This is a genomic window from Enterococcus bulliens (genome assembly GCF_053761865.1).
This window is the reverse complement of record NZ_JBSMXK010000018.1, coordinates 21172-43202: the sequence shown is the minus strand read 5'-3', so window position 1 is coordinate 43202 and position 22031 is coordinate 21172. Positions and strand designations below refer to the sequence as shown.

Sequence of the window (22031 nt, the reverse complement as noted above, 5' to 3'; positions counted from 1 at the left end):
AGTTGCGTATCATGATTCGTCACGGTAGTGCATTGCTTTTAAACTAAAAAAGATCAAGAGGAAATAATCCTCTTGATCTCCAATAATTCTAAGATTTCTCTTCACCAACATCATTTGACAAAGAGCCAAAAAAATAGAAATTATTTGCTCTTTTTTCCAATTAAAATTTCTAAATCAACCGTAATCCGTGTTAAGGGTTGATTCATCAAGGCTTTTTTGCGCTCTGAGGATGCTCCCCACTCCAATGGCGACATCTCTAATAGATCTAGCTGTTGTGCTTTAGGAATCTCAAATATATAGGTCAACTGTTGCTTTTCATATGTCTGAAAGGCTTCGCTGAACTTTTCGACAACGCGTTCGTTTGAATACTGTTGCTTTTTTTGATCTTCGGGATAAAAAGCACGACGCAATTCTTTTAGATAATCAGCACCTGGCACGACCTTGATCAATTGTCCCCCAGTTTGCAGCACACGGTCAAATTCTTGATAATTGGACGGTGAAAAAATGTTGAGTAACGTGGTAAAACTATGATCTGCAAACGGTAGATTGGTTAAATCCGCTGTACACCAAAAAGTATCACTTGCTTGATTCGTTGCCAGATTTACTCCCTCTTTGGCGATATCAAAACCAATCCCTACTTGAATATCTGCTTGTTGTGTCAATAAAGAAAGAAAACTTCCCTCACCACATCCGATATCCAATACCGCAGTTTGGTCTAATTTTTGTGTCAAATATGTCAGTAAAGGTTGATACATCCCACAGCGAATCATCCGTCCTCTTGCTTCAAATAGCTGTTGGTCATAGTCGCTAACGATCGGACGCATCAAAAAATGCATCGTCCCTTTTTTCGAAACATCATAACGATGCCCATTTTGACAGACAAGACCGCTCTCACTAGTTTTCATGCACTCATGACAATGCGGACAACGAAAACGTGCGGCTTCACGTTGTAAAAATAATTTCGCGCGATCAATTTTTTTTAACATAGACTTCCCTCGGCTTTCTTCTTTGACTACTTTAGCATAAAATTGTGCTAAAATGCTAGACGGAAGACTAACTTTAAGGAGGATCTTTTATGATCAAAGAATTTTGTGCCGAAAATTTTACCAATATCCCACAAGCCATCCACAATGGAGCCAATCGTATCGAACTATGCGATAATCTCGCAGTAGGTGGGACAACACCTAGTACAGGGGTCTTAGAAGAGTCTTTTGCCTATACTTCTGAAAAATCGATTCCATTGATGGTCATGATCCGACCTCGCGGTGGTGATTTTATCTATAACGATACAGAATTAAAAATCATGCATACTGATTTGATTGAAGCCAAAAAACTAGGGGTTGATGGCGTGGTATTTGGTTGCTTAACACCTAGCAATTGGATCGATGAAGAAGCGATGGAATTATTATTAGACGTTGCTGATGGCCTACAAGTGACCTTTCATATGGCGTTTGATGCAATCGAAGAAACTCGTAAAAAAGCAGCGATCGATTGGCTCGTCGCCCATCAAGTTGACCGCATCTTAGTGCATGGCGGTCCATTAGATACGCCGATCGAAGAGCATTTAACTAAGATCAGCGAGTGGATCGCTTATGCCGATGGACGTATTACTTTTGTCGTCGGTGGTGGCGTTCGTAGCACTAATGCCCAAGCAGTTTGCACAAAAACTGGTGCGACAGAAGTCCACGGTACCAGAATCGTTTAAAAAAAGTGGGTGTGATAGACTTCTACCTCACCCACTAGCAAGCGATTAAATAACATGTAAAAAATAGCCACTTTCAAAAACAAGCCGAGTCATTACCGAAATAGACGCAACTATTATCGGAATGATTCGGCTTATTTTTAGGGCTGTTTTTTTAGTACAGATTCTTTGGCTTTAATTTAAAAAATAACTCATAAAAATACTCGCAATATTAAAATAGATCAATACGCTCGTCAAATCACTAAGCGTCGTAATAAATGGCCCACTGGCAACGGCCGGATCAAATCCTAATTTATCCATTAACATCGGAATCAAACTTCCTGCCAGATTCGCAACCATAATGGCACACATCATCGCCATACCGATCACAAATCCTAAAATCGGATTGCCCTTCCAAATCGCCACGATCAAAAAAATCGTCACACCGGTGATCAAACCGGTAAATAAGCCCGTAATCAATTCCCCAATGATCGTTTTCATGATCCCGACATCTTTATTGTCACTCATCGCCAAGCGGCGTACCGCCACGGCCAGTGACTGTGTACCGGCATTTCCTGCAGTTCCAGTGATCAATGAGATAAACACAGCTAAAATACTTGCTTTACTAACTAGTTGTTCATAATGGCTGATCAATGTTGCCGTCGCCATTCCTAAAAATAACAGCGTAATCAACCATGGCAAGCGGCGATTGGCTGATTTGATAGGATTTTCGCTAATTTCTTCCACATTGACCCCAGCTAAACCAGAATAGTCACTGGCAGCTTCGTCATCAATAACGTCAATAATATCATCGACTGTAACGATCCCTAATAAATGATCGTCGTAATCCGTTACAGGTAACGCTAGAAAATCGTAATCTCGGAATGTTTGCGCAACGTCTTCTTGATCGTCACCGACATGGACAGATATCACACGCTCGCTCATGATCTCTTCGATCATTTGATCATCATCATGAATGATCAAATCACGTAAGGAAATTACGCCGACCAAACGTTCTTCTTGGTCGATCACATAGATATAATAGATCGTCTCCGCTACAGCAGCTTCTGATTTTAACACATACATCGCAGAACGTACTGTTTGATTGGCTACGATCGACACATACTCTGTCGTCATAATCGATCCAGCAGTGTCGTCTTCATAATGAAGTAAGTCTTTGATTTCAGTAGCCGCTTCGGTTTCCATTAAAGTTAAATATTGTGCTTTTTGCTGTTTGGATAACGTATTTAATAGATCGACAGCGTTATCGGTATACATATCAGCCAACATCTCCGCTGCGTAGCTTGGACGCATCTCGGCTAAGAATTCTTTCATTTCATCTTTATCTTCTTCTAGAACATCAAACATATCTGCTAGTTCTTTAGGAGACAAATAGGCATAGACTAAGGCACGTTCAGCATCGTCAAGAGACAGATAAAACTGGCTTTGTTCATAAATATGCAGCTCCAAAAATTGTTCCCGAAATTCCTGCAGACGATTATGTGCTAAATCCTCTCTTAATTGTGCAAAACGTTCTTCTAATTCTTGTGTTTCATCCAATCTCTCTCACCTCGCTTAAAAAGTCGCCTGAATCAATGTATTCATGTCCTCAGGAAGTGTCTGATAAAAAGACAGCGGCTCGTGTGTGAAAGGGTGTGTAAATGCTAAATGGTAACAATGCAATGCTTGTCGCTTCACACTTAAATCCATACGTCCCCCATACATATCATCCCCCACCAAAGGACAGCCGATCGATTCGAAGTGCACTCGAATCTGGTGGGTGCGCCCGGTGTGCAATTTAATATCGACCAATGCACAACTAGACGTCTGTTGTTGGCGCCAGTATTCGGTAAAGGCATACTGGCCATCTTCTCTTACTTCACGCTTTAAAATCGAACGCATATCTCGTCCGATCGGCGCTATGATTTGTTCATGTTCTTTTAAACGCGCCAGATTCCCACAAACGAGCGCTTGATAATGCTTATTTAATGTTTTTTCACGCAATTGAACATCCAGTTTCGCATGGGCAAAACCATGCTTAGCAAACAACATCAGCCCCGTCGTGTCTCGATCTAAACGTGTCACGACATGAACGACTTGGTTGCGATACCCTTTTCGCTTATAGTATCCTTTCACGCGATTGGCCATTGTTTGATTTGGATGGTATTGCGCTGGTATCGACGACACATTACTTGGCTTATTGACGATCAAAAGGTGCTCATCTTCAAATACGATATCTAAAGGAGTATCGTCTGCGAGTAATGTCTCGTGTTCTTTTTCATCAGGGATAACAACCGTCACTATATCGTGTTCTTGAAGAAAATACAAGACATTTTCGATATGATCATTGACTAGAATCTGACCACCTTGAAATTTGATTTTCGCAAGTAGTCCTTTGGAGATTCCTTGCTCTTTTAAAAAATATTTGATTTGCTGTGGTTCGCTTTTTTTAAATACATACTCAAAACGCATGATTACGACTCCCCAATAAACGCATCACGCACACGGCGCCAAAAATGCGTATGACGATAAGAAGCAAATTGAATATGCTCATCAGCGATTTTATAATAAATCGAATCGATCTCATCTTGTTGCAAACGAAACTGATCGATCGTAATCACACATTCATCACTTTCTTGCAACCGAACTTCGATCCACTCATGACTACCAATAACCATTGGCGAGCCGAGTGTACGAAACACGCGGTTATTTAGTGAGGCGATCTCTGTTAATTGGATGGCATTGATGCGAGGGTGCAAGACTGCGCCACCGATACTTTTGTTATACGCTGTCGAACCAGTTGGCGTGGCAATCGACAACCCATCTCCACGAAAACGTTCGAAAAATTCATCTTTGATATAAATATCTGCCACCATCGTTGAATCATTCCGCTTGATCGTCGACTCATTTAACGATAAAAAGTGCTTGGGTTCCTTGCCGTTACGATATGTAATACGCACATCAAGTAACGGATATCGAACACTTGCTTCTTGTTTGGTGTTCAATGACGCAACGAGTTCATCTAATTCATAATCGCGCCAATCTGTATAAAATCCTAAATGCCCTGTGTGTACGCCTAAAAAACGGACTTGATCTAATTTATGATTGAATAAATGAAAGGCTGAAAGAAGCGTTCCATCTCCACCAACTGAGATCACTAGCTCTGGTTCATTTTGATTGATCTCATGTCCTGAGGCAATCAGTTTTTGACTCAATTCACTCATTACTTTTAATGATAATGGTGTTTTATTGTGGATGATCGCGATCTTCACTTTCTCCATCGTGTTCTTCCTTTCCTTGGTCTAAAGCACGCGCATGCTGTTCTTTAGACCCTTTCCCTCTAGTAAATAAATGTTGTGCTTCTTGAATCTCTTCTCTAATATTCGACATTTCTTCATCTAATTGATACGCCGCTTCCGCTGCTCGGCGCAGTCGTTCACCAATCTCTTCTGGAAAAACGCCTTGATATTTATAGTTTAATGAGTGCTCGATCGTTGCCCAAAAATTCATCGCTAATGTTCGAATCTGGATTTCCGCATAAATCCGTTTTTCTCCAGTGACTAACTGTACTGGATATTCGATCACCAAATGGTAAGAACGATAACCACTAGCTTTTTGATTGGTAATATAATCACGCTCGATTACGACAGTCATGTCTTTACGGTTACGAATCAGTTGGACTACTTGATGGATATCTTCTACAAACTGACACATGATTCTAAGACCCGCAATATCAGACATTTCCGTTTCCAAACGATCGAGTGGAATATTACGCAAGCGACTTTTCCCTAAGATACTATCTACTGGTTTTACTCTTCCAGTCACAAATTCAATCGGTACGTGGCGCTTTTGTTCACGAAATTGTTTTCTGATCCCACGTAGTTTTACTTTTAATTCAGAAACCGTTTGTTCATACGGTGCTAAGAATTCTTCCCAATCCGGTTGCATCAGTATCCCTCATTTCTAAAATAACATACAAGCTTATCTTATCACAGTTTTTAATAAACCTTTAGCATTCAGAGTCTAATTTTCAGTTTTTTTAGCGATTGACACGTTTACTCAGATACAGTAAAACTAAGGAAAGAGGAGTGAAGAAGATGAGTGAACAACTTGAAATCGAATTCAAAACATTATTGACGAAATCCGACTTTGAACGTCTACTGGAACACTTTGTTAACGCTAAGGTCTACCAACAAACCAACTATTACTTTGACACGCCGGATTTCCAATTAAAAGAGCAAGAATGCGGTCTAAGGATTCGCCTATTTACTACATACGCTGAACTGACGTTAAAGTCACCTCAGCCACTAGGCTTACTAGAAACGACCGATACCCTGCAACTAGCTGAAGCCAAAGCATTACTTAAAGATGATCGAATCAAACTAGACGGCAAAGTAGCTCAAAAGATTAGTGAATTTGGCATCGATCCTGCAAGTGTAACGTGCTTTGCTGACCTAAATACTACTAGACATGAACTAAAACTACCTGAAGGATTGCTTGCACTAGATGAAAGTACCTATGGAAAAACAGGCCACGACTACGAATTGGAATTAGAAGTTACTCCTTCACAAGCCACAACAGAGTATTTCCAAAACTTTTTAGCTACGTTAAATCTTTCGTATCACCCCGTACAAAACAAGATCAAACGTGCCTTAGCCGAACGCCAAAAAGAGATGTGACAGACTTCTGTCACATCTCTTTTTTATAATGTTTCGATCAATGCTTCTAATTCATCTAATCGTTTTTCAAATACCGTAAAGGCATTTTCGATATAAGCTGCTTGTGTCATATCCACACCCGCTTTTTTCATAACATCGACTGGATAATCACTTGAACCTGCTTTTAGATAGGTTAAATAATTTTTTAAGGCTTGTGGTCCATCATGCAAGATTTTTTCTGCTAGCGTCGCAGCAGCTGAAAAACCAGTTGCATATTGGAAGACATAATAATTATAGTAAAAATGTGGAATACGCGACCACTCTAAACGGATCTCTGGATCGTGTGCTAATGCATCACCATAATATTTATGGTTTAATTCACCATAACTTTCACTTAAAAAGTCAGCCGTTAGTGGTGTTCCTTTTGCATCTTCTTGGTGCATAAAATGCTCGAATTCCGCAAATTGCGTTTGACGGAAAACGGTCCCTTTAAAACCATCTAGATAATGGTTTAATACATATGCACGGACCTTTGGATCTGTTTCCGTTTTTAACAAGTACTCTGTCAACAGATTCTCGTTTGTAGTGGAAGCGATCTCGGCTAGGAAAATCGGATAATCCCCATAGACATACTCTTGATTCGTACGAGTGAAATAGCTATGCACACTGTGCCCCATTTCATGAACTAAGGTAAATAGTTGATCTAGTGTATCATGCCAATTCATCAAAATATAAGGTTTTGTATCGTAAGCGCCAGAAGAATAAGCCCCACTGCGCTTGCCTTTGTTTTCGATCACGTCGATCCAACGAGAAGAGAACGCTTCTTTTACGACCGCTAGATACTCTTCACCCATCGGTGCTAACGCTTCGATCGCTTTTTCAACAGCTTGTTCGTACGTATACGTGATCGGCGCTTCACCTAATAAAGGCGTATAGACATCATACATATGCAATTCATCGACCGCTAATAAGCGTTTGCGTAATTCCATATAACGATGCAACAACGGCAAGTTTTGATTGACGACATCGACTAATGTGTCATATACCGCTTCTGGCACATGATTGTTGCTCAATGCCGCTTGACGTGCACTTTCATAGTGACGTGCTTGTGCTTTGAAATTATGTGCTTTGATATTGGTGCTAAGGGTTGAAGCAAACGTGTGTTTAAATTGACCGTAGACTTCATATAGTCCTTTAAATGCATCTTCACGTACTTGACGGTTAGTATTTTCCATCAACTGACCATAAACACCATGTGAGAGTTGGATCTCCTGACCATTTTCATCTTTGATCGTTGGAAATTCTAAATCAGCATTATTTAATACTGAAAAAATCGTTCCTGGAGAACCAAAAATCTCACCCGCACCTGCTAATAGTGCCTCTTGATCAGCTGGCAATACATGCGCGCGCGCAGCAACCAAGGTTTCGATGTAATGGCGATAATGCACAAGTTGTGTTTCTTCAGTAAAATAACGCTCTAGTGTCTCATCTGACAAGGACAAGACTTCCGGTTCAAACCAAGATAAGCTTGCTGAAACTTGTGAAGCTAAACTGCTCGCGCGAGCGTATAATGCCTGATACGTCGTGTTTGTCGTATCTTGGTCATTTTTTAAATGGCTGTACACATATAATGTTTCTAGTTTCCTAGAAATCGTTAATACATATGTCAAGGCGTCTAAAAAAGCAGTGGCGCCATCGCCTAAAGTTCCTTTATAAGAGTCTGCAGCCTTCACTTCTTCTTGAACGACCGCATAGGCCTCTTCAAATGCTTGATCATCCGCAAAAATCGAAGTCAAATCCCACGTTGCATGTTCTGGTACACTTTCTCTCGTTGGTAATTGTGTTGTTTCTGACATCTAGTCCACTCCTTTTTTTCGCTCTTGTTCTGTAAAATGATAGATACTCTCATCAATAACAGAATACTCTCATTTTAGCACAAGAAAGAACAGACGTCATGGAAAAGTCTTTTTAGCCAACTGCACACACTCATCAAACAGTGCATGCACGATATTCTCTCGATCTAAAAACGGATAGGGCCACAGCGCGAGTTCGTCCATCATTTTTTGACGAAACGCTAAAAATGAATCACTCATCCTAAATAACAACCGATAATAAAGCAAACGATGACTAAATAAAATACCAAATTCACTAGCGTTATACATCCAAGACTCTAAATAAGCTAAATGGCTACCATATGCATAGCACTTTTGTTGTAATAAAACTAGATCACGGCGCTTAAAGGCTAATTGTTGCTGGATCCATATTTGATAAGTGACTAGTCTTGTTTGATGAGTGATTATTGACGCTCGTTCTTTTTTTCTAATTAAGTTGATTTGATTTAGTTGATACGCCAGTCCTTGTTCATAGGACCAATGAAGATAACGAAAAATGAGAAACTGTTTACAAGCGACGTCTAGCCCGTACAAGAAGAAGCCATATTTTGGATCAAACCGTAAACAAGCCTGTTGTAGTTGACTCAACCTTTTTGTCGGGTGCAGTCCTTGGCCTAATATCCAAATCGGCTGATACCCATGAAGTAGATAATTATGCGTACGTTCTAAAAACCGTTTGTGGCTAAGCGGACTACACTGAAATTCAATGACTTGATCTTCCCACAGTAAATCCGGTCGTTGTTTTAAATCAGGTAAATAGACCTCTAGAGTAAATTGTTGAAAAAAAGTTTGCAATAATAACTTCCCTGCCAAATGCTCGTAAGTCTCTCCCTCGCTAGCTGGACAAGTCGCTTTTGTTTGATGTGCAAAATGTGGAATCATTTTCGTCCCTAATTTTAAGATGACTTTAGTCTGACAGACCGGACAATGATAGGAAAGTGTCCGATCTAATGTTTGATTGGCCAAATATAATGTCGTTCCCACTTGAGCAAGTAACATATGCAGTCTCCTTTTCTAAAAAAATACGCAAAAAAAAGACCGAATCAAAAAAGATTCGGTCTTTATGAGTTATTTTTTTGTTTCAGGTGCAAAATGCGTACGCAATGTTTCGATGGCATCATTTTCAATGATCAATTCACCATGTTCTGCTAAAACATCACTTGTAATGGATACTTTGCGACCAAACTCACCTAAATGAGCTGTGTAGTTGCGAATCGCTTTTTCGGATAGATCTTCATCTTCAAATTTTACTACAAGATAATAAACATGATCCATCAAATACAATGTCGACGAAATATCATCAATCGCTACTTCATTGGCAAGCCAAATCGCAAGTTCAAAATTTGCAAACTCGATTACAACTGGTTTATGTTCTTTAGGCAATTTACTTTTGTCCACCTTGCCTTCTTCGTTATCTAATTTTTCGCTAAAGATTTTTTTGATTTCATCATCTGATAATTCTTCAAACGCTTTGGTCGTATCGATATTATCATCGCTTTCCCACCATTCAGCTTCTGCGTCTTCTTTTGAGAAATCTTCAAATCCTTCTACTGCGTCTTGTGGGAGACTTTTACTAATGAACAATTCTAAGCCATCACCTTTAGGTAAGACTTGGAACGTTACGGCTTCGCTTCCTTTAAACTCATCATCAATATCGACTTCTTCTAAAATACTATAGAAAAAACTTTCAATTTCTTTTTGATTGCCTAACAAATCTAAAAAAGTGAATCCTCTAGCAGCTAAATCTTCGCTTTTAATCAATACCCGTATGGTATTTTCGTTAATATGCTCCATTTCCATGTTAGCCACACCTCACTTTACGTATTCCTTCTTTGATACACGCGTATCGTTAACTTTATTCTACCGAAACCACCACAAATGTAAAGTAATTCCTCTCATATTTCGAGTACGAATTGTGGTTTTGTTTTAATTTCTTGACAATTGTTATTCGTCTTTGTCATTAGGGTACGAAAAAGGCAAGTGACGAGTCACTTGCCCATTTTCAACTTTTACAAACCTGCCATCAATTGCGCTTGACGCAATTCCAATTGGCGTACATCACGCGGCAAGAAACGACGAATTTCATCTTCATTGAATCCTACTTGCAAACGTTTCTCATCGACCATAATCGGTCTTCTAAGCAATCCTGGATTTTCTTGGACTAGTGTTAGAAGCTCGTTTAATGGAAGCTCATCAAGATCCATGTTCAATTTTTGAAAGACCTTCGAACGAGTAGAGATGATCTCTTCAGTTCCGTCTTCAGTCATTTGCAAAATCGCTTGCAATTCATGACTCGTTAACGGTTCAGAAAAAATGTTCCGTTCAACAAAAGGAATTTCGTGTTCTTGCAACCAAGCCCGAGCTTTTCTGCATGACGTACAACTTGGGGAAGTATAAAGTGTCAACAACGTAATCACTCCTTTATTTTGGGAAATGACGAAGTAGTTCGCCATTTCACTTTATTGTTTTATTATACAAGATTAATCAATAGAATACTACCTATTTTTTTTGAACACTCGGAAATAACGAACATAAAAATTATCTGCAAACGTTATTGTATCGGGTTTAATCAAAGGTTAAGAGTTTGTTAAGAACCAAAATTATTTTTTAATTTTTTTACAGATCCATAAATAACTTGTGTACTTAAATACATTTAGAAAGCGTTACCTTTATGCTCAGTCCAAAAAATTTGAAATAGTTCGTAACATTTCTCACGAGCTCATTTTATTCTAATTAGAATATGTGTTCTATAATAGTATGTTTTAAACCATTCTGTCAAACAAGTTGTCTAGGCCAACGAACGAAACTGCGCATCGTATAATTTTTGATATGCACCTTTATTTGCTAGCAATTCTTCATGGCTGCCTTGTTCGATGATCCCATTTGGACTAACCACGATGATTCGGTCTGCATGTTGGACCGTTGCCAAACGATGGGCAATGATCATCGTCGTTCTGCCTTTGGCTAAAGTATCAAGTGACTCTTGGATGACTTGCTCGGTTTCTGTATCGAGCGCTGAAGTTGCTTCGTCTAAAATCAAGATCGGTGGATTTTTTAAAAACATCCGTGCGATTGCCACTCGTTGCTTTTGCCCACCAGATAGTTTCACACCGCGTTCACCAATGATCGTATCTAAGCCTTGATCCATTTGTGCGATAACTTGCTCTAAATGCGCAAGGCGCACTGCTGTTAAGATCTCCGCTTCTGTTGCGTCTAATTTTCCATACGCGATATTCTCACGAATCGTTCCGGGAAATAAAAAGACATCTTGTTGGACTGTGCCGATATGTTGGCGTAACGAAGCCAATGTAAACGACTGGATATTTTGACCATCGATGGTGATCTGGCCAGTAGTCGCTTCGTAAAAGCGCGGCAATAGATTACATAATGTGGTTTTGCCTGATCCACTTTGTCCAACAAAGGCAACTGTTTCTCCTGCTTTGATTTCTAGTGAAAGATGACTCAATACTTGATGGGCATTTCCATAAGCAAATGGAACGTCATCATATACGATATCTCCGATAACGTGCGTTAAGTGTTTGGCATCCTGATGATCTTTGATTTCAATCGGACGATCGAGCTCTTCAGTGAAGCGTTTAAATCCGGCGATCCCTTTTGGATAACTTTCGATCATTGTATTGATTTTTTCGATTGGACGGACAAATACATTAGCTAGTAAGATAAAGCTGACAAATTGTCCAGTCAACAATTCCCCTTTGATTGTATAATAGGAACCAAAAAGTAAAGCAAACAAGTTGATCAAACGAATAAATAAGTAATTATACGATGAACTAACGGCCATGACTTGGTAAAATCGGATTTTCGCTTGACGATAGCGTTCGCTCAATCCTTGGAATCGTGTATTTTCAAAGCGTTCGTTGGCAAATGATTGCGTCACTCGAACACCGCTTACAGCCGCTTCTACTCCAGAATTAAATTCACCAATCGTATCATAGATATCGGTGTTGACTTGTGTCATTTTTTGATTGAAAAAATAGAGCGCAAAAATAATAAATGGAACTAAAATGATCGTCGCGATCGCAAGTGCGGCATGCATTTGATACATCAAGAAAAACGCACCAGTCATTGTCATAATCGTGATAAAGATGTCTTCAGGTCCATGATGGGCAACTTCTGATATTTCAAATAAATCCGTTGTCAAACGACTGATCAATTTTCCAGTTTTTTGATTGTCGTAATACGTAAACGACTGCATTTGTAAATGCGTAAACAACTCTTTTCGCATATCAGTTTCAATATTGACTCCAAGCTTATGGCCAAAATAGACGACGATGTATTGTAAAGCGGTATTGATCAAATAAAAGAGTAATAAGCCTAAACAGGCCAATAAAATATACCGAAAATTATTCATCGGCATGATCCGATCGATCACCACGTTTACCGCAACTGGAAACGTCAATTCCAGTAATCCTGCCAATACAGCACAGCCAAAATCCAATAGAAATAACTTACGATATGGTTTGTAATAATTAAAAAAACGTCTAAACACTAGTTTCCTCCTATAATGAAAACCGCAGCTAGATTCAGCTGCGGTCTATTTATTCTTCTCCGATACTTAAAATCAAGCGAATATCTTCTTCCGTCATTTGTTGAAGCTGCGTTTCATTTCCTTGGATGACTTTTTGGAAGAGTTCACGTTTTTCATTTTGTAACGTATTCATTCGTTCTTCGATCGTACCTTCTGCGATCATGCGCCATACTTCGACTACTTTTTCTTGTCCCATACGATGCGCGCGACCTGCTGCTTGTTCTTCAACTGCTGGATTCCACCATAGATCATATAAAATGACCGTATCCGCACCGGTCAAGTTCAGCCCGGTTCCACCAGCTTTTAATGAAATCAAGAAGACATCGCCTTCTCCTTCATTAAAGGAATCGACCATTTCGATCCGTTCTTTTGGTGGTGTACTTCCACGTAAATAAAAGTGAGACAACCCGATCTCATCTAAAGCTTGTTCGATCAACGTCAGCATACTCGTAAACTGTGAAAACAGCAATACCCGCCGATTGTTTTCTTTGGCTGCTAACAATAGATCTTTGACTTGCTCTAGTTTACCAGATCCACCAGTATAATCCTCAACAAATAGTCGTGGATCACAACAAATTTGACGCAAACGCGTTAACCCAGCTAAGATACTGATGCGATTTTTCTTAAAGGTCGCAGAATCCATCTGGTTGATCTCATCTTGCATTTGACGCAAGTAGGCCAAGTAGATGGTTTTTTGCTCATTGGTCAGCCCGCTATAGTAGTTGGTTTCGATTTTTTCTGGAAGATCTTTTAACACATTTGTTTTATCCCGACGTAAAATAAAAGGTTGGATCATTTGCGCGATTTCCGATGTCGCCAATTGACGATAGGTGCCACGATTTGGGAAAAATCCTGGCATGATCATTTGAAATAGTGACCATAGTTCATCTAAATTATTCTCGATTGGTGTCCCACTCAAGGCAAAGCGATGCGTTACCTTTAAAGATCGCAACGCTTGTGCTGTTTTGGTCCCACTATTTTTGACCATTTGCGCTTCGTCTAAAATCAAATAATCTAGAGCTGCCTCTTGATAGTGATCGATATCGCTACGCATACTTGCATATGACGTGATATAGATATCTGCTTTTTGTGCGAGTTGTTGCTCGCGTTCTTCTTTAGTTCCACTGACGACCATGACTGAAAGATCTGGCGCAAATTGTTTGATTTCTTGTGACCAGTTATACGTCAAACTGGCTGGAGCCACGATCAAGGTATGCAAGATGCCGTTTGTTTGTTTTTCAGATAGCAAATAACAAATCGTCTGCAACGTTTTTCCAAGTCCCATCTCATCAGCTAAGATCCCACCAAATTGATAGTGACTTAGCATCTTCAACCAACGAAAACCCGTTACTTGATAGTCGCGTAATGTCGCATTTAACCCTTCAGGTAGCGCGACTTCATAGGTTTCAGGATGCAATAAGTCTTGTGTCATTTGTTTAAAAGACGAACCATACTGGACTTTTTCTCCTAGTGTTTCTTCTAATAGCAATCCTTGATTTTTAGGAATTTTAACGACACCATCTTCTAATTTGAACCCTTGACGCAACTGTTGTAAGACTTGTGCCGTTTCTTCAAACGCTTCTGTTTCAAATGAGACGATCTGACCATTTTCTAAAGTATAAAATTGATCTTGTTGCAACAAACTTCTCAAGACCGCGTCGACTTCATGCTCGCCGATGCCACTGACATCAAATTTTACCGCTAACCAAGAAGACTCTTCATCGACCGAGATTTCTGGTGTCACGAAACGACCGTCTAAATACAATTCTCGTAGTTTTTTTCCCATACGAACATCACCCATCTCACGTAAGTACGGAATTTCTGAAGCAAAAAAGCGGAATAACGCTTCTTTTTGAGGGATCGGTTTTTCAAATCCTGTCTCAGTTGGTGTAAATCCTAAAGTCTTCATACGATCACGCGCTTGTTGTTCCCGCTTTAGATCACGTAAGACTTCTTTTGATCCATCAACTGCTGTATTTTCTGCTTCATCTGTTGAAAACAAACGATCCTCATACGTAAAATGGATCTTCGCGTCGATCATTTGTCTGCGTTTTTTCAATAAATACGTAATCCGTAACGGAAATTCAGCCACGATTTCATGGACCTCAGGAGCAATCGTTACCTCGGCAATCTCTTCTAATAAAGGTACGATCTGACGAAACATCTCCGATAGTTTTTCTTTGCTGTAGACGACTTTAGCATCGTCCAAACGTTTTCTTAACTGATCCATAGCTAAATAGACCGTTACCTGGCGCGGGGTCAATATGTACCACGTCCGTTCTTTGATAGCTAAGTTATAGTGTTGAAACAATTGGTCAAAACGATCGTGTAGCCCTAAAACGAACTGATCAGTTTCTTTAGTCACAAAAAAGGCTAACGGACGGCCACCAGTAACCAATTTAGGTACATACGTGGTCGCTTCTTTAGTTTGAAATAGACAAGTAATCGGTTCACAAATTTCAAGAACTGTGCGCAACTGTTCTACTGGTAATAAAAAGTATTTTTTATCTAGTTTTCCTTTGACTTGAATCCCCATCTGACCAAGCAACTGTTGCGTTTGTGTCAGCTCATTAAAATAAGCCAAGACCTTTCTTGTTGCTTCATCAAATACATGGTGTGCCAAGACAAAGGTGTGTTTTTTATTGGCAACATAGCTTTTTTCTTCCATAAAGACTTGTAAAAATTTAAATATATTTTTGACTACATACTGACGTTCATTCACTAGGCCGACTTTCAGACTGACACCTAAAACATCAAGCTCATCATGATACGGATTGGTCTCAAGCCCTTCAATCAACACTTCGATCGACAATTGTGGATGCGGTTGTGGAGCCTCGATTTGCAAACGGCTTAAGCCGTTTGTAAACATATCTGAAGTCGAAAATGTCACCGGAGCGGCATCTTTAGGCAACTGCCTAGTCTTACCTTCTTGTCGCAAATACAATTCCACAGCAACCGTATGTTTGCAATAATGGTGTTCTTCCCAATAAGGACATTGACAAAAGTCCTCTTCTTTTGCAGTCGCATCTAAATCGACTTGGTACAATTCACTACCAAGGACTTGAGCATGCCAAACTTGTTGCGCTGGATCAGGGGTCACAGAAAGGACACGATCATTTTCGAGGTATTTTCTGCCCTTGGCAATGATTCGTTCTGGAATACTCCACTTCATTCATACTACTCCTTTCGTCTACCATCTAAAAAAGATTCTCTTGATATTATACCATCTATTCCTAAAAGAAACAGAAAAAGCCCAGTGAAAAATCACTAGGCTTCCTCTTTTTTATTTTCTTGTGCTTCGATTTTGTATACAAAATTTGGATCAATTGCTTGATCAAGCCCGTCAAATGCTTGCTGGATACGGCGTTCGACTTCCATCAAACCTTGCTCATCTACTTTTTTGATATCACTCAAATCAATCGGCTCACCAAAACGAACCGTGACGCGTTTACGTAAAAATAACTCTTTAAACGTCAATGGTCCTTGATAAACACAAGGGACAACGCGTACTTTTGCCATTTTAGCAATCAAGGTCATTCCACCTTTTAATTCGGTAGAATGTCTTGTTCCACTAGGAAACATGATCAAACTTAAATCAGTATTTTTCAAAATTTTAACTGGTGTTTTGATCGCACTTGGTCCTGGTTTTTTACGATCGACTGGAAAAGCATTCGCATGACGTAGGATAAAGGCCAAAACAGGATTTTTGAACAATTCGACTTTTGCCATAAAGGCGAATTTTTTCGGACGTCCAGCCATCGCCAAATACAACGGATCCCACCATGTACGGTGCGGGGCAACTAAAATATAATTTTCTTCTTTTGGGAGCGCCTCTTTATTCTCATAATGAGCATTGCCATTGATGATAAAAAACACAAAGCGCACGACTCCACGCATAAATGTAAAAAACATGGGCATTTCCTTTCTCGTTTCTACAAATAGTATGCAAGAAATTCGACTACTTGACAAGTACTTTTACCGTTTCTTATTTAGAAAAAACACGTTATAATGACTAGCGTATACTAGAAAGGAGTCCATTCATGGTAGAACTTTATCCAAATGAGAGAATCGATCAATTATACGCTAATGATCGAAAAATCATCCAAAGCGATGAGGTCTTCTCGTTCTCACTTGATGCTGTCTTACTAGCCAATTTTCCACGGATCCCAAAACGAGGAAAAATCGTGGATCTTTGTGCCGGTAATGGAGCAGTCGGCTTATTTTTGAGTCAACGAACATCTGCTGAGATTATTCAGATCGAATTACAAGAGCGTCTAGCAGATATGGCGAAACGTAGCATTTTATTAAACGAATTAGAACAGCAAATGACTGTCCATACATTAGATTTAAAAGATAGTCTAACAGCTGTGCAACATGACTCAGTCGATCTTGTGGTCTGTAATCCACCTTATTTTGTCGATGCACCTGATCACAAAAAAAATCCTAATCCACATTTAGCAATTGCGCGTCACGAGATCACAACCACACTCGATCAAGTCATCAAAAGCAGTAGTCAACTCTTAAAAACAACTGGTCGACTCGCCCTCGTCCACCGTCCTGAACGTTTTTTGGCGATTTTAGAGACGATGACAAAATACAATATCATCCCTAAACGCTTGCAATTTGTCTATCCTAAAGCAGATAAAGATGCAAATATTCTATTGATCGAAGGGATTAAAGGCGGGAAAAAAGAAGGATTCATCGTCAGCCCCCCACTTTTTACACACGATCAAAATGGATCGTATAGTACTGAAATGCGCGCAATGCTTTATGGTGAGGATCAATGAGTATCCATTATTTCTACGTATTAGAATGCCAAGACCATAGCTTTTACGCAGGCTATACGATCGACCCAAAACGGCGCTTAACAGAACATAACGACGGTCGCGGTGCTAAATACACCCGACTGCCTTCAAGACGACCCCTTCAGATGATCCACTTAGAATCTTTTGATACCCGTTCACTTGCCATGAAAGCCGAAGCGGCCTTTAAAAAATTAAGCCGTAAGCAAAAAGAAAAGTATCTAAAAAACACTCCGACTCTGCCATTACCTTAGCCAGATCGGAGTGTTTACTTATTTTTCTAACCAAGCAATCTTTTGTTGGCCATAAATACTTTGATTAAAATTGAAAGCATACGAAAAGGCACAGGCGATAAAGAAAAATGGTAACGTCTCATATCCAAATACTTCTGCACCAATAAAAATAGGTGCTAAAATCGTATTCGTGGCACTACCAAAAACACTTGCATACCCTAACGCTGCGATGAGTAAAACTGGAAGTCCTAAAACTGAAGCCAATACAACACCTAATGTAGTTCCGATCGCAAACAGTGGTGTGACTTCCCCACCTTGAAATCCGGCACTCAACGTGATGACTGTCAGTAGTAGTTTCAGCAACCAATCATAGCGATAAATGGCTTCAGAACTAAATGTTCCTTCGATCAAATTCATCCCTAAACTAGCATAACGTCCATTGAAAAATAAAAGGATCAATAAGCCCACAAGCGCTCCGACGATCAAAATACGTAACATCGGACTTGGTATAACTCGCTGTGTCAGTTGCTTGCCTTTTTTTAATAAGTAAGCAAATAATGCACCACATAGTCCAAATAAAATCCCACAGATTACAAGCTTAACAAATACGATGGGTGTGATTGAAATATCCGGTACGATCTCAAAATGAAATTTTTCTAACCTGAGTAAGTGAGACAAGCTACTCGATATAAAAGACGCGACAAGTGTAGGAATCAAGACTTGATAACGCATTCGTCCCACGACTAAAACTTCTAATGCAAAAAAAGTCGCCGCGATCGGTGTCTGAAACAGTCCTGAAAATCCAGCAGCCATCCCGATGACCACAAATTCCCGATGATCGATACGTTTTGATAATGAACCAAACCACTGACCAATCGTTCCACCGATTTGGATCGCAACGCCTTCACGACCAGCACTTCCGCCAAAGAAATGCGTGATCCAAGTGCCGACTGTCACAAAAATCACCAAACGTTTCGGGATCTCAACGTCTTCGCCATGACCAGCTTTGAATACCAGATTCATTCCTTGCACACTTTCTTTTCCATAGCGCAAAAAGAAAAACATAAAGATCAAACCAGCAGGACCTAGTAATAAGAAAATCCACGGTCTCAATTCATGAGAAGTTGCGATCAGCCATAATAATACACGTCCAAATAAGACATCTAAGCCACTTACGATCACGCCGATAGCGATGCTAATAAACAGCAAGCTCGCCCAACGATCGATGCGGTCTTTTAATAATTCTTGCATCCTATTTCCTCCAACTTAAACGAAAAAAGCTGACTATGCCGCAAGCGGTACAGTCAGCTTTCGTATTATTTGCTTGCGCGTTTTACGTAAGTACCTTCTGCGGTATTGATTTCAAGTGCTTCGCCAGCTTCTACGAAATCTGGTACGTTGACAACTAAACCAGTTTCCATTGTAGCCGGTTTACCAGAACCCGTTACTGTTGCCCCTTTGATTGAAGGTTGTGTTTCAGCAACAGTCAATACGACAGTTGTTGGCAATTGGATCCCGATCACTTCATCACCAAAGAATTGGATTTTCACTTCCATGTTTTCTAAGATATATTTCATTTCGTTTTCCACAGTGTTTACTGGGATTTCGTATTGATCATATGTACCTAGATCCATGAAGAATGCTGTATCGTCCGTTGTGTATAAGTATTGTACAGTATTGGTATCGATGTGTGCTTTTTCAAATTTTTCTTCTGGACGGAATGTTGTATCGTAAGTCGCGCCAGAACGCACATCGCGTAATTTCATACGCATTACTGTATTTCCTTTACCTGGTTTGTGGTGACTTGCGTCTAATACTTTAATTAATTTACCGTCTTGAACAAATGTCATTCCAGCTTTTAAATCGCTTGCTGATATCATATGAACGTCTCCTTTGTGTTTAAATAGTCCTTAGTCATTGTACCAAAAAGTCCAGTATTGCGCTAGTTTCATTCGCTATTTTTCACAAAAGAGCCATAATCACACTTTTCTTAAAAGGCAACTAACAATGTATCGCTATGCTCATCTTCTAAGAATTTTTTCACCGCATCACTTGTTACAGCTTTTTTCAATGCTTTGATTTTTTCAGAATCTTGGTTGTCTTCACGAGCGACTAATTGGATCGAAAAACGACTATCTGGTGTTTTTTCTAAAAAGAGCGCATCACTTGGTTTTAACCCGATTTTAGCGATATATGTTGGATAGTTATAAACCATCGCGACATCTGGTTCGCTATACGCTTCAGCTAAATTCAACAGATCAACAGACATGAATTCAAAGTTTTTCGGATTTTCGACGATATCTTTGACAGTACCGTTAGCACCCACACCATCTTTTAACGTGATGATACCATAGTCATTTAAAATAGCTAAGGCACGTCCTTCATTTGACACATCACTTGGTAGTGCGATCTTACTATTTTCAGGTAATGCGTCGATCGAATCATACTCTTTTGAATAAAATCCTACTTTGGCATCGTAGATTGGTTGTAACGCTACTAAAGTCGCATTCTTTTCTTGATTATATTTTTCCATGAATGGTTTATGTTGTGCTAGACTTGCATCGGCTTCTTCACCCATAACCATATCATTATACGCGACATTATCATTTACTTGAACCAATTGGATATCCCAACCATCTTTTTTGGCTTCTTTTGCGGCTACTTTTACGATATCGGTCATTGGAGGCGCCTGTGCGGCTACTTTAATGACTTTATCTTCTTGTTTGCTATCGGTTTTCTCACTTGTCCCACAAGCACCTAATCCGATCATTGTTGCGAATGCTACTACACCTAATACCCATTTTTTCATGTTGCTTTCTTCCTACTTTCTTTTATCTATTTTTCTAGCTAGTGCGTTTCCACCTAGCTGAATTCCAAACACACAAACGATCATAAAGACGATCGCCACATACATGATGCCATATTCATAACGCTGATACCCATAACGGATCGCAAAATCACCGATCCCGCCACCTCCGACGATACCCATAACGGTAGAATAACTGACTAAACTGACTGTCGTTGTCGTAAAAGCTAATACAATCCCACTTCTTGCTTCGACAAGTAAAAAATGCCAAATCAATTGCCACTGGGTCACACCTAAAGAATCGGCCAACTGATGGGTCGCTTCAGGTAGATCCAATAATACTTGTTCAACTAAACGCGCAAAGATCGCAATTGCCACAATACTCAATGGCACAGCCGCTGGTATCGGACCAAATGCACGCCCTACAAGTACGCGAGTTACAGGAATCAATGTAACGACAAGTAATAAATACGGGAACGAACGAATCAATGTAATGATGAAATTTAAACTGTAATATAAAAAGGGATGATTGTGTTTTTGGGAGGGGTTGACTAAATAAAGAGAAACGCCTAAAGGCAATCCAATAACTAAGCAAAATACTAACGAAATGCTCATCATGATCGCAGTTTCTTTTAAGGAAACGACTAATTCAGGCCAATAAAACAAGACAGTATCAAAAGTATCCATTAGACAAACCTCGCTTTCACAGTCTCAAAGTAATTGAGTTCATTCTGATCAACGGTCTCTGGATGATTGAGGACTTCACCTAAATACTGACTATTTTCAAAAACAAGTACGCGGGTACAGAGTTGTTTGACAGTCTCAAGTTCATGACTGACAAATAAGATCGTGGGAGAAAATCGCTGATGGACTTTCTTTAACAACATAATGATTTCTTTTGTATTGGTTTCATCAAGTGCACTTGTTGCTTCGTCGCACAATAAGAACTTAGGTCGTCTTACTAATGCACGCGCAATCGCTACACGTTGTTTTTCACCACCAGATAGCGAAGCCGGATACATGTTTGCTTTATCCGCCAAGCCAACAAAATGCAGTAATTCTGCTACGAGCTCTGGATTTTTTTGCCGTTGGATTTTCAGCGGTAAGGCGATATTTTCAATTACAGTCAAATTATTCAATAAATCAAACTGTTGAAAGATCACGCCCATATTCGCTTTTTGCATCCGTAGCGCTTTTTTGGACAACTGTTGCATTTCTTGTCCGTCGATGCGAATACTACCAGTAGTTGGATGTTCTACACCGTTGATCAAACGAAGCAGGGTACTTTTTCCAGAACCACTTTTGCCAACGATCCCTACGATCTCATCATCTGAGATCGTTAAAGAGAGATTGGCTAAAGCTTGCGTCGTTTGATAAGTTTTACTGATATCGATCAATTCGATCATGTAT

Annotated in this window: 21 protein-coding genes; 4 read left to right on the top strand and 17 right to left on the bottom strand. The window is 39.7% G+C overall.

Features of this window, described 5'->3' with window-relative positions; translation table 11 throughout:
• Window positions 1–140 precede the first annotated feature (140 nt).
• Window positions 141–986 carry a methyltransferase domain-containing protein gene (locus ACWOEC_RS09630; protein ID WP_455307776.1) on the bottom strand — a complete coding sequence of 282 codons (846 nt, stop codon included), beginning with the start codon at window positions 984–986 and terminating at the stop codon, window positions 141–143.
• An 89-nt stretch (window positions 987–1075) separates the two neighbouring features.
• Between ACWOEC_RS09630 and ACWOEC_RS09625 the strand changes: the two genes are divergently transcribed.
• Window positions 1076–1705, top strand: coding sequence for a copper homeostasis protein CutC (locus tag ACWOEC_RS09625; protein ID WP_455307774.1), 630 nt, complete (start codon window positions 1076–1078; stop codon window positions 1703–1705).
• Between the two features lie 171 nt (window positions 1706–1876).
• On the opposite strand, the gene mgtE is transcribed toward ACWOEC_RS09625, so the two are convergent.
• Genes mgtE through ACWOEC_RS09605 form a run of 4 tightly spaced genes read right to left on the bottom strand, consistent with a single transcriptional unit; the run spans window position 1877 to window position 5629 of the window.
• The gene (mgtE, locus tag ACWOEC_RS09620; protein ID WP_455307772.1) at window positions 1877–3241 is read right to left on the bottom strand and encodes a magnesium transporter; all 1365 of its coding nucleotides are present in this window, start codon (window positions 3239–3241) and stop codon (window positions 1877–1879) included.
• 15 nt (window positions 3242–3256) lie between these two features.
• The gene (locus ACWOEC_RS09615; protein WP_455307770.1) at window positions 3257–4153 is read right to left on the bottom strand and encodes an RluA family pseudouridine synthase; all 897 of its coding nucleotides are present in this window, start codon (window positions 4151–4153) and stop codon (window positions 3257–3259) included.
• A gap of 2 nt (window positions 4154–4155) precedes the next feature.
• On the bottom strand, window positions 4156–4962 hold the full coding sequence (locus ACWOEC_RS09610) for an NAD kinase (RefSeq protein ID WP_297076917.1): 807 nt from the start codon (window positions 4960–4962) through the stop codon (window positions 4156–4158).
• Window positions 4928–5629: a GTP pyrophosphokinase gene (locus ACWOEC_RS09605; protein WP_455307768.1), complete on the bottom strand. Its 702-nt coding sequence runs from the start codon at window positions 5627–5629 to the stop codon at window positions 4928–4930. Before ACWOEC_RS09605 ends, ACWOEC_RS09610 begins: the two co-directional genes overlap by 35 nt.
• Window positions 5630–5778: 149 nt before the next feature.
• On the opposite strand from ACWOEC_RS09605, the gene ACWOEC_RS09600 reads away from it, so the two are divergent.
• Window positions 5779–6360, top strand: coding sequence for a CYTH domain-containing protein (locus tag ACWOEC_RS09600; protein WP_455307766.1), 582 nt, complete (start codon window positions 5779–5781; stop codon window positions 6358–6360).
• Between the two features lie 23 nt (window positions 6361–6383).
• On the opposite strand, the gene pepF is transcribed toward ACWOEC_RS09600, so the two are convergent.
• The 7 genes from pepF to ACWOEC_RS09565 form a co-directional block, all read right to left on the bottom strand.
• A complete protein-coding gene (pepF, locus tag ACWOEC_RS09595) occupies window positions 6384–8195 on the bottom strand; it encodes an oligoendopeptidase F (protein WP_455307765.1) in 1812 nt (603 codons plus the stop codon).
• A gap of 96 nt (window positions 8196–8291) precedes the next feature.
• The gene (locus ACWOEC_RS09590) at window positions 8292–9230 is read right to left on the bottom strand and encodes a competence protein CoiA (protein ID WP_455307763.1); all 939 of its coding nucleotides are present in this window, start codon (window positions 9228–9230) and stop codon (window positions 8292–8294) included.
• A 69-nt stretch (window positions 9231–9299) separates the two neighbouring features.
• Complete coding sequence (locus ACWOEC_RS09585; RefSeq protein WP_455307761.1) at window positions 9300–10031, bottom strand: adaptor protein MecA; 732 nt, start codon at window positions 10029–10031, stop codon at window positions 9300–9302.
• Window positions 10032–10240: 209 nt separating this feature from the next.
• Window positions 10241–10639, bottom strand: coding sequence for a transcriptional regulator SpxA (gene spxA, locus ACWOEC_RS09580; protein WP_455307759.1), 399 nt, complete (start codon window positions 10637–10639; stop codon window positions 10241–10243).
• 380 nt (window positions 10640–11019) lie between these two features.
• Window positions 11020–12741: an ABC transporter ATP-binding protein gene (locus ACWOEC_RS09575; protein ID WP_455307757.1), complete on the bottom strand. Its 1722-nt coding sequence runs from the start codon at window positions 12739–12741 to the stop codon at window positions 11020–11022.
• A 49-nt stretch (window positions 12742–12790) separates the two neighbouring features.
• Entirely contained in the window at window positions 12791–15952 is a 3162-nt protein-coding gene (locus tag ACWOEC_RS09570) for a DEAD/DEAH box helicase (protein WP_455307755.1), read from the bottom strand.
• Window positions 15953–16047: 95 nt separating this feature from the next.
• Window positions 16048–16692: a lysophospholipid acyltransferase family protein gene (locus ACWOEC_RS09565; RefSeq protein WP_455307753.1), complete on the bottom strand. Its 645-nt coding sequence runs from the start codon at window positions 16690–16692 to the stop codon at window positions 16048–16050.
• 128 nt (window positions 16693–16820) lie between these two features.
• Between ACWOEC_RS09565 and ACWOEC_RS09560 the strand changes: the two genes are divergently transcribed.
• Window positions 16821–17567, top strand: a complete 747-nt coding sequence (locus tag ACWOEC_RS09560) for a tRNA1(Val) (adenine(37)-N6)-methyltransferase (RefSeq protein WP_455307751.1) — start codon at window positions 16821–16823, stop codon at window positions 17565–17567.
• Complete coding sequence (locus ACWOEC_RS09555; RefSeq protein ID WP_455307749.1) at window positions 17564–17836, top strand: GIY-YIG nuclease family protein; 273 nt, start codon at window positions 17564–17566, stop codon at window positions 17834–17836. The genes ACWOEC_RS09560 and ACWOEC_RS09555 overlap by 4 nt, the downstream gene beginning before the upstream one ends.
• An 18-nt stretch (window positions 17837–17854) precedes the next feature.
• Here ACWOEC_RS09555 and ACWOEC_RS09550 read toward each other — a convergent pair whose 3' ends face one another.
• The 5 genes from ACWOEC_RS09550 to ACWOEC_RS09530 form a co-directional block, all read right to left on the bottom strand.
• The gene (locus ACWOEC_RS09550; RefSeq protein WP_455307747.1) at window positions 17855–19066 is read right to left on the bottom strand and encodes a chloride channel protein; all 1212 of its coding nucleotides are present in this window, start codon (window positions 19064–19066) and stop codon (window positions 17855–17857) included.
• A gap of 65 nt (window positions 19067–19131) precedes the next feature.
• Entirely contained in the window at window positions 19132–19695 is a 564-nt protein-coding gene (efp, locus tag ACWOEC_RS09545) for an elongation factor P (protein WP_455307745.1), read from the bottom strand.
• Window positions 19696–19805: 110 nt separating this feature from the next.
• Window positions 19806–20624: a MetQ/NlpA family ABC transporter substrate-binding protein gene (locus ACWOEC_RS09540; RefSeq protein ID WP_297077316.1), complete on the bottom strand. Its 819-nt coding sequence runs from the start codon at window positions 20622–20624 to the stop codon at window positions 19806–19808.
• Window positions 20625–20636: 12 nt separating this feature from the next.
• The gene (locus tag ACWOEC_RS09535) at window positions 20637–21308 is read right to left on the bottom strand and encodes a methionine ABC transporter permease (protein WP_455307743.1); all 672 of its coding nucleotides are present in this window, start codon (window positions 21306–21308) and stop codon (window positions 20637–20639) included.
• Window positions 21308–22027 carry an ATP-binding cassette domain-containing protein gene (locus ACWOEC_RS09530; RefSeq protein WP_455307741.1) on the bottom strand — a complete coding sequence of 240 codons (720 nt, stop codon included), beginning with the start codon at window positions 22025–22027 and terminating at the stop codon, window positions 21308–21310. The genes ACWOEC_RS09535 and ACWOEC_RS09530 overlap by 1 nt, the downstream gene beginning before the upstream one ends.
• Window positions 22028–22031 lie beyond the last annotated feature (4 nt).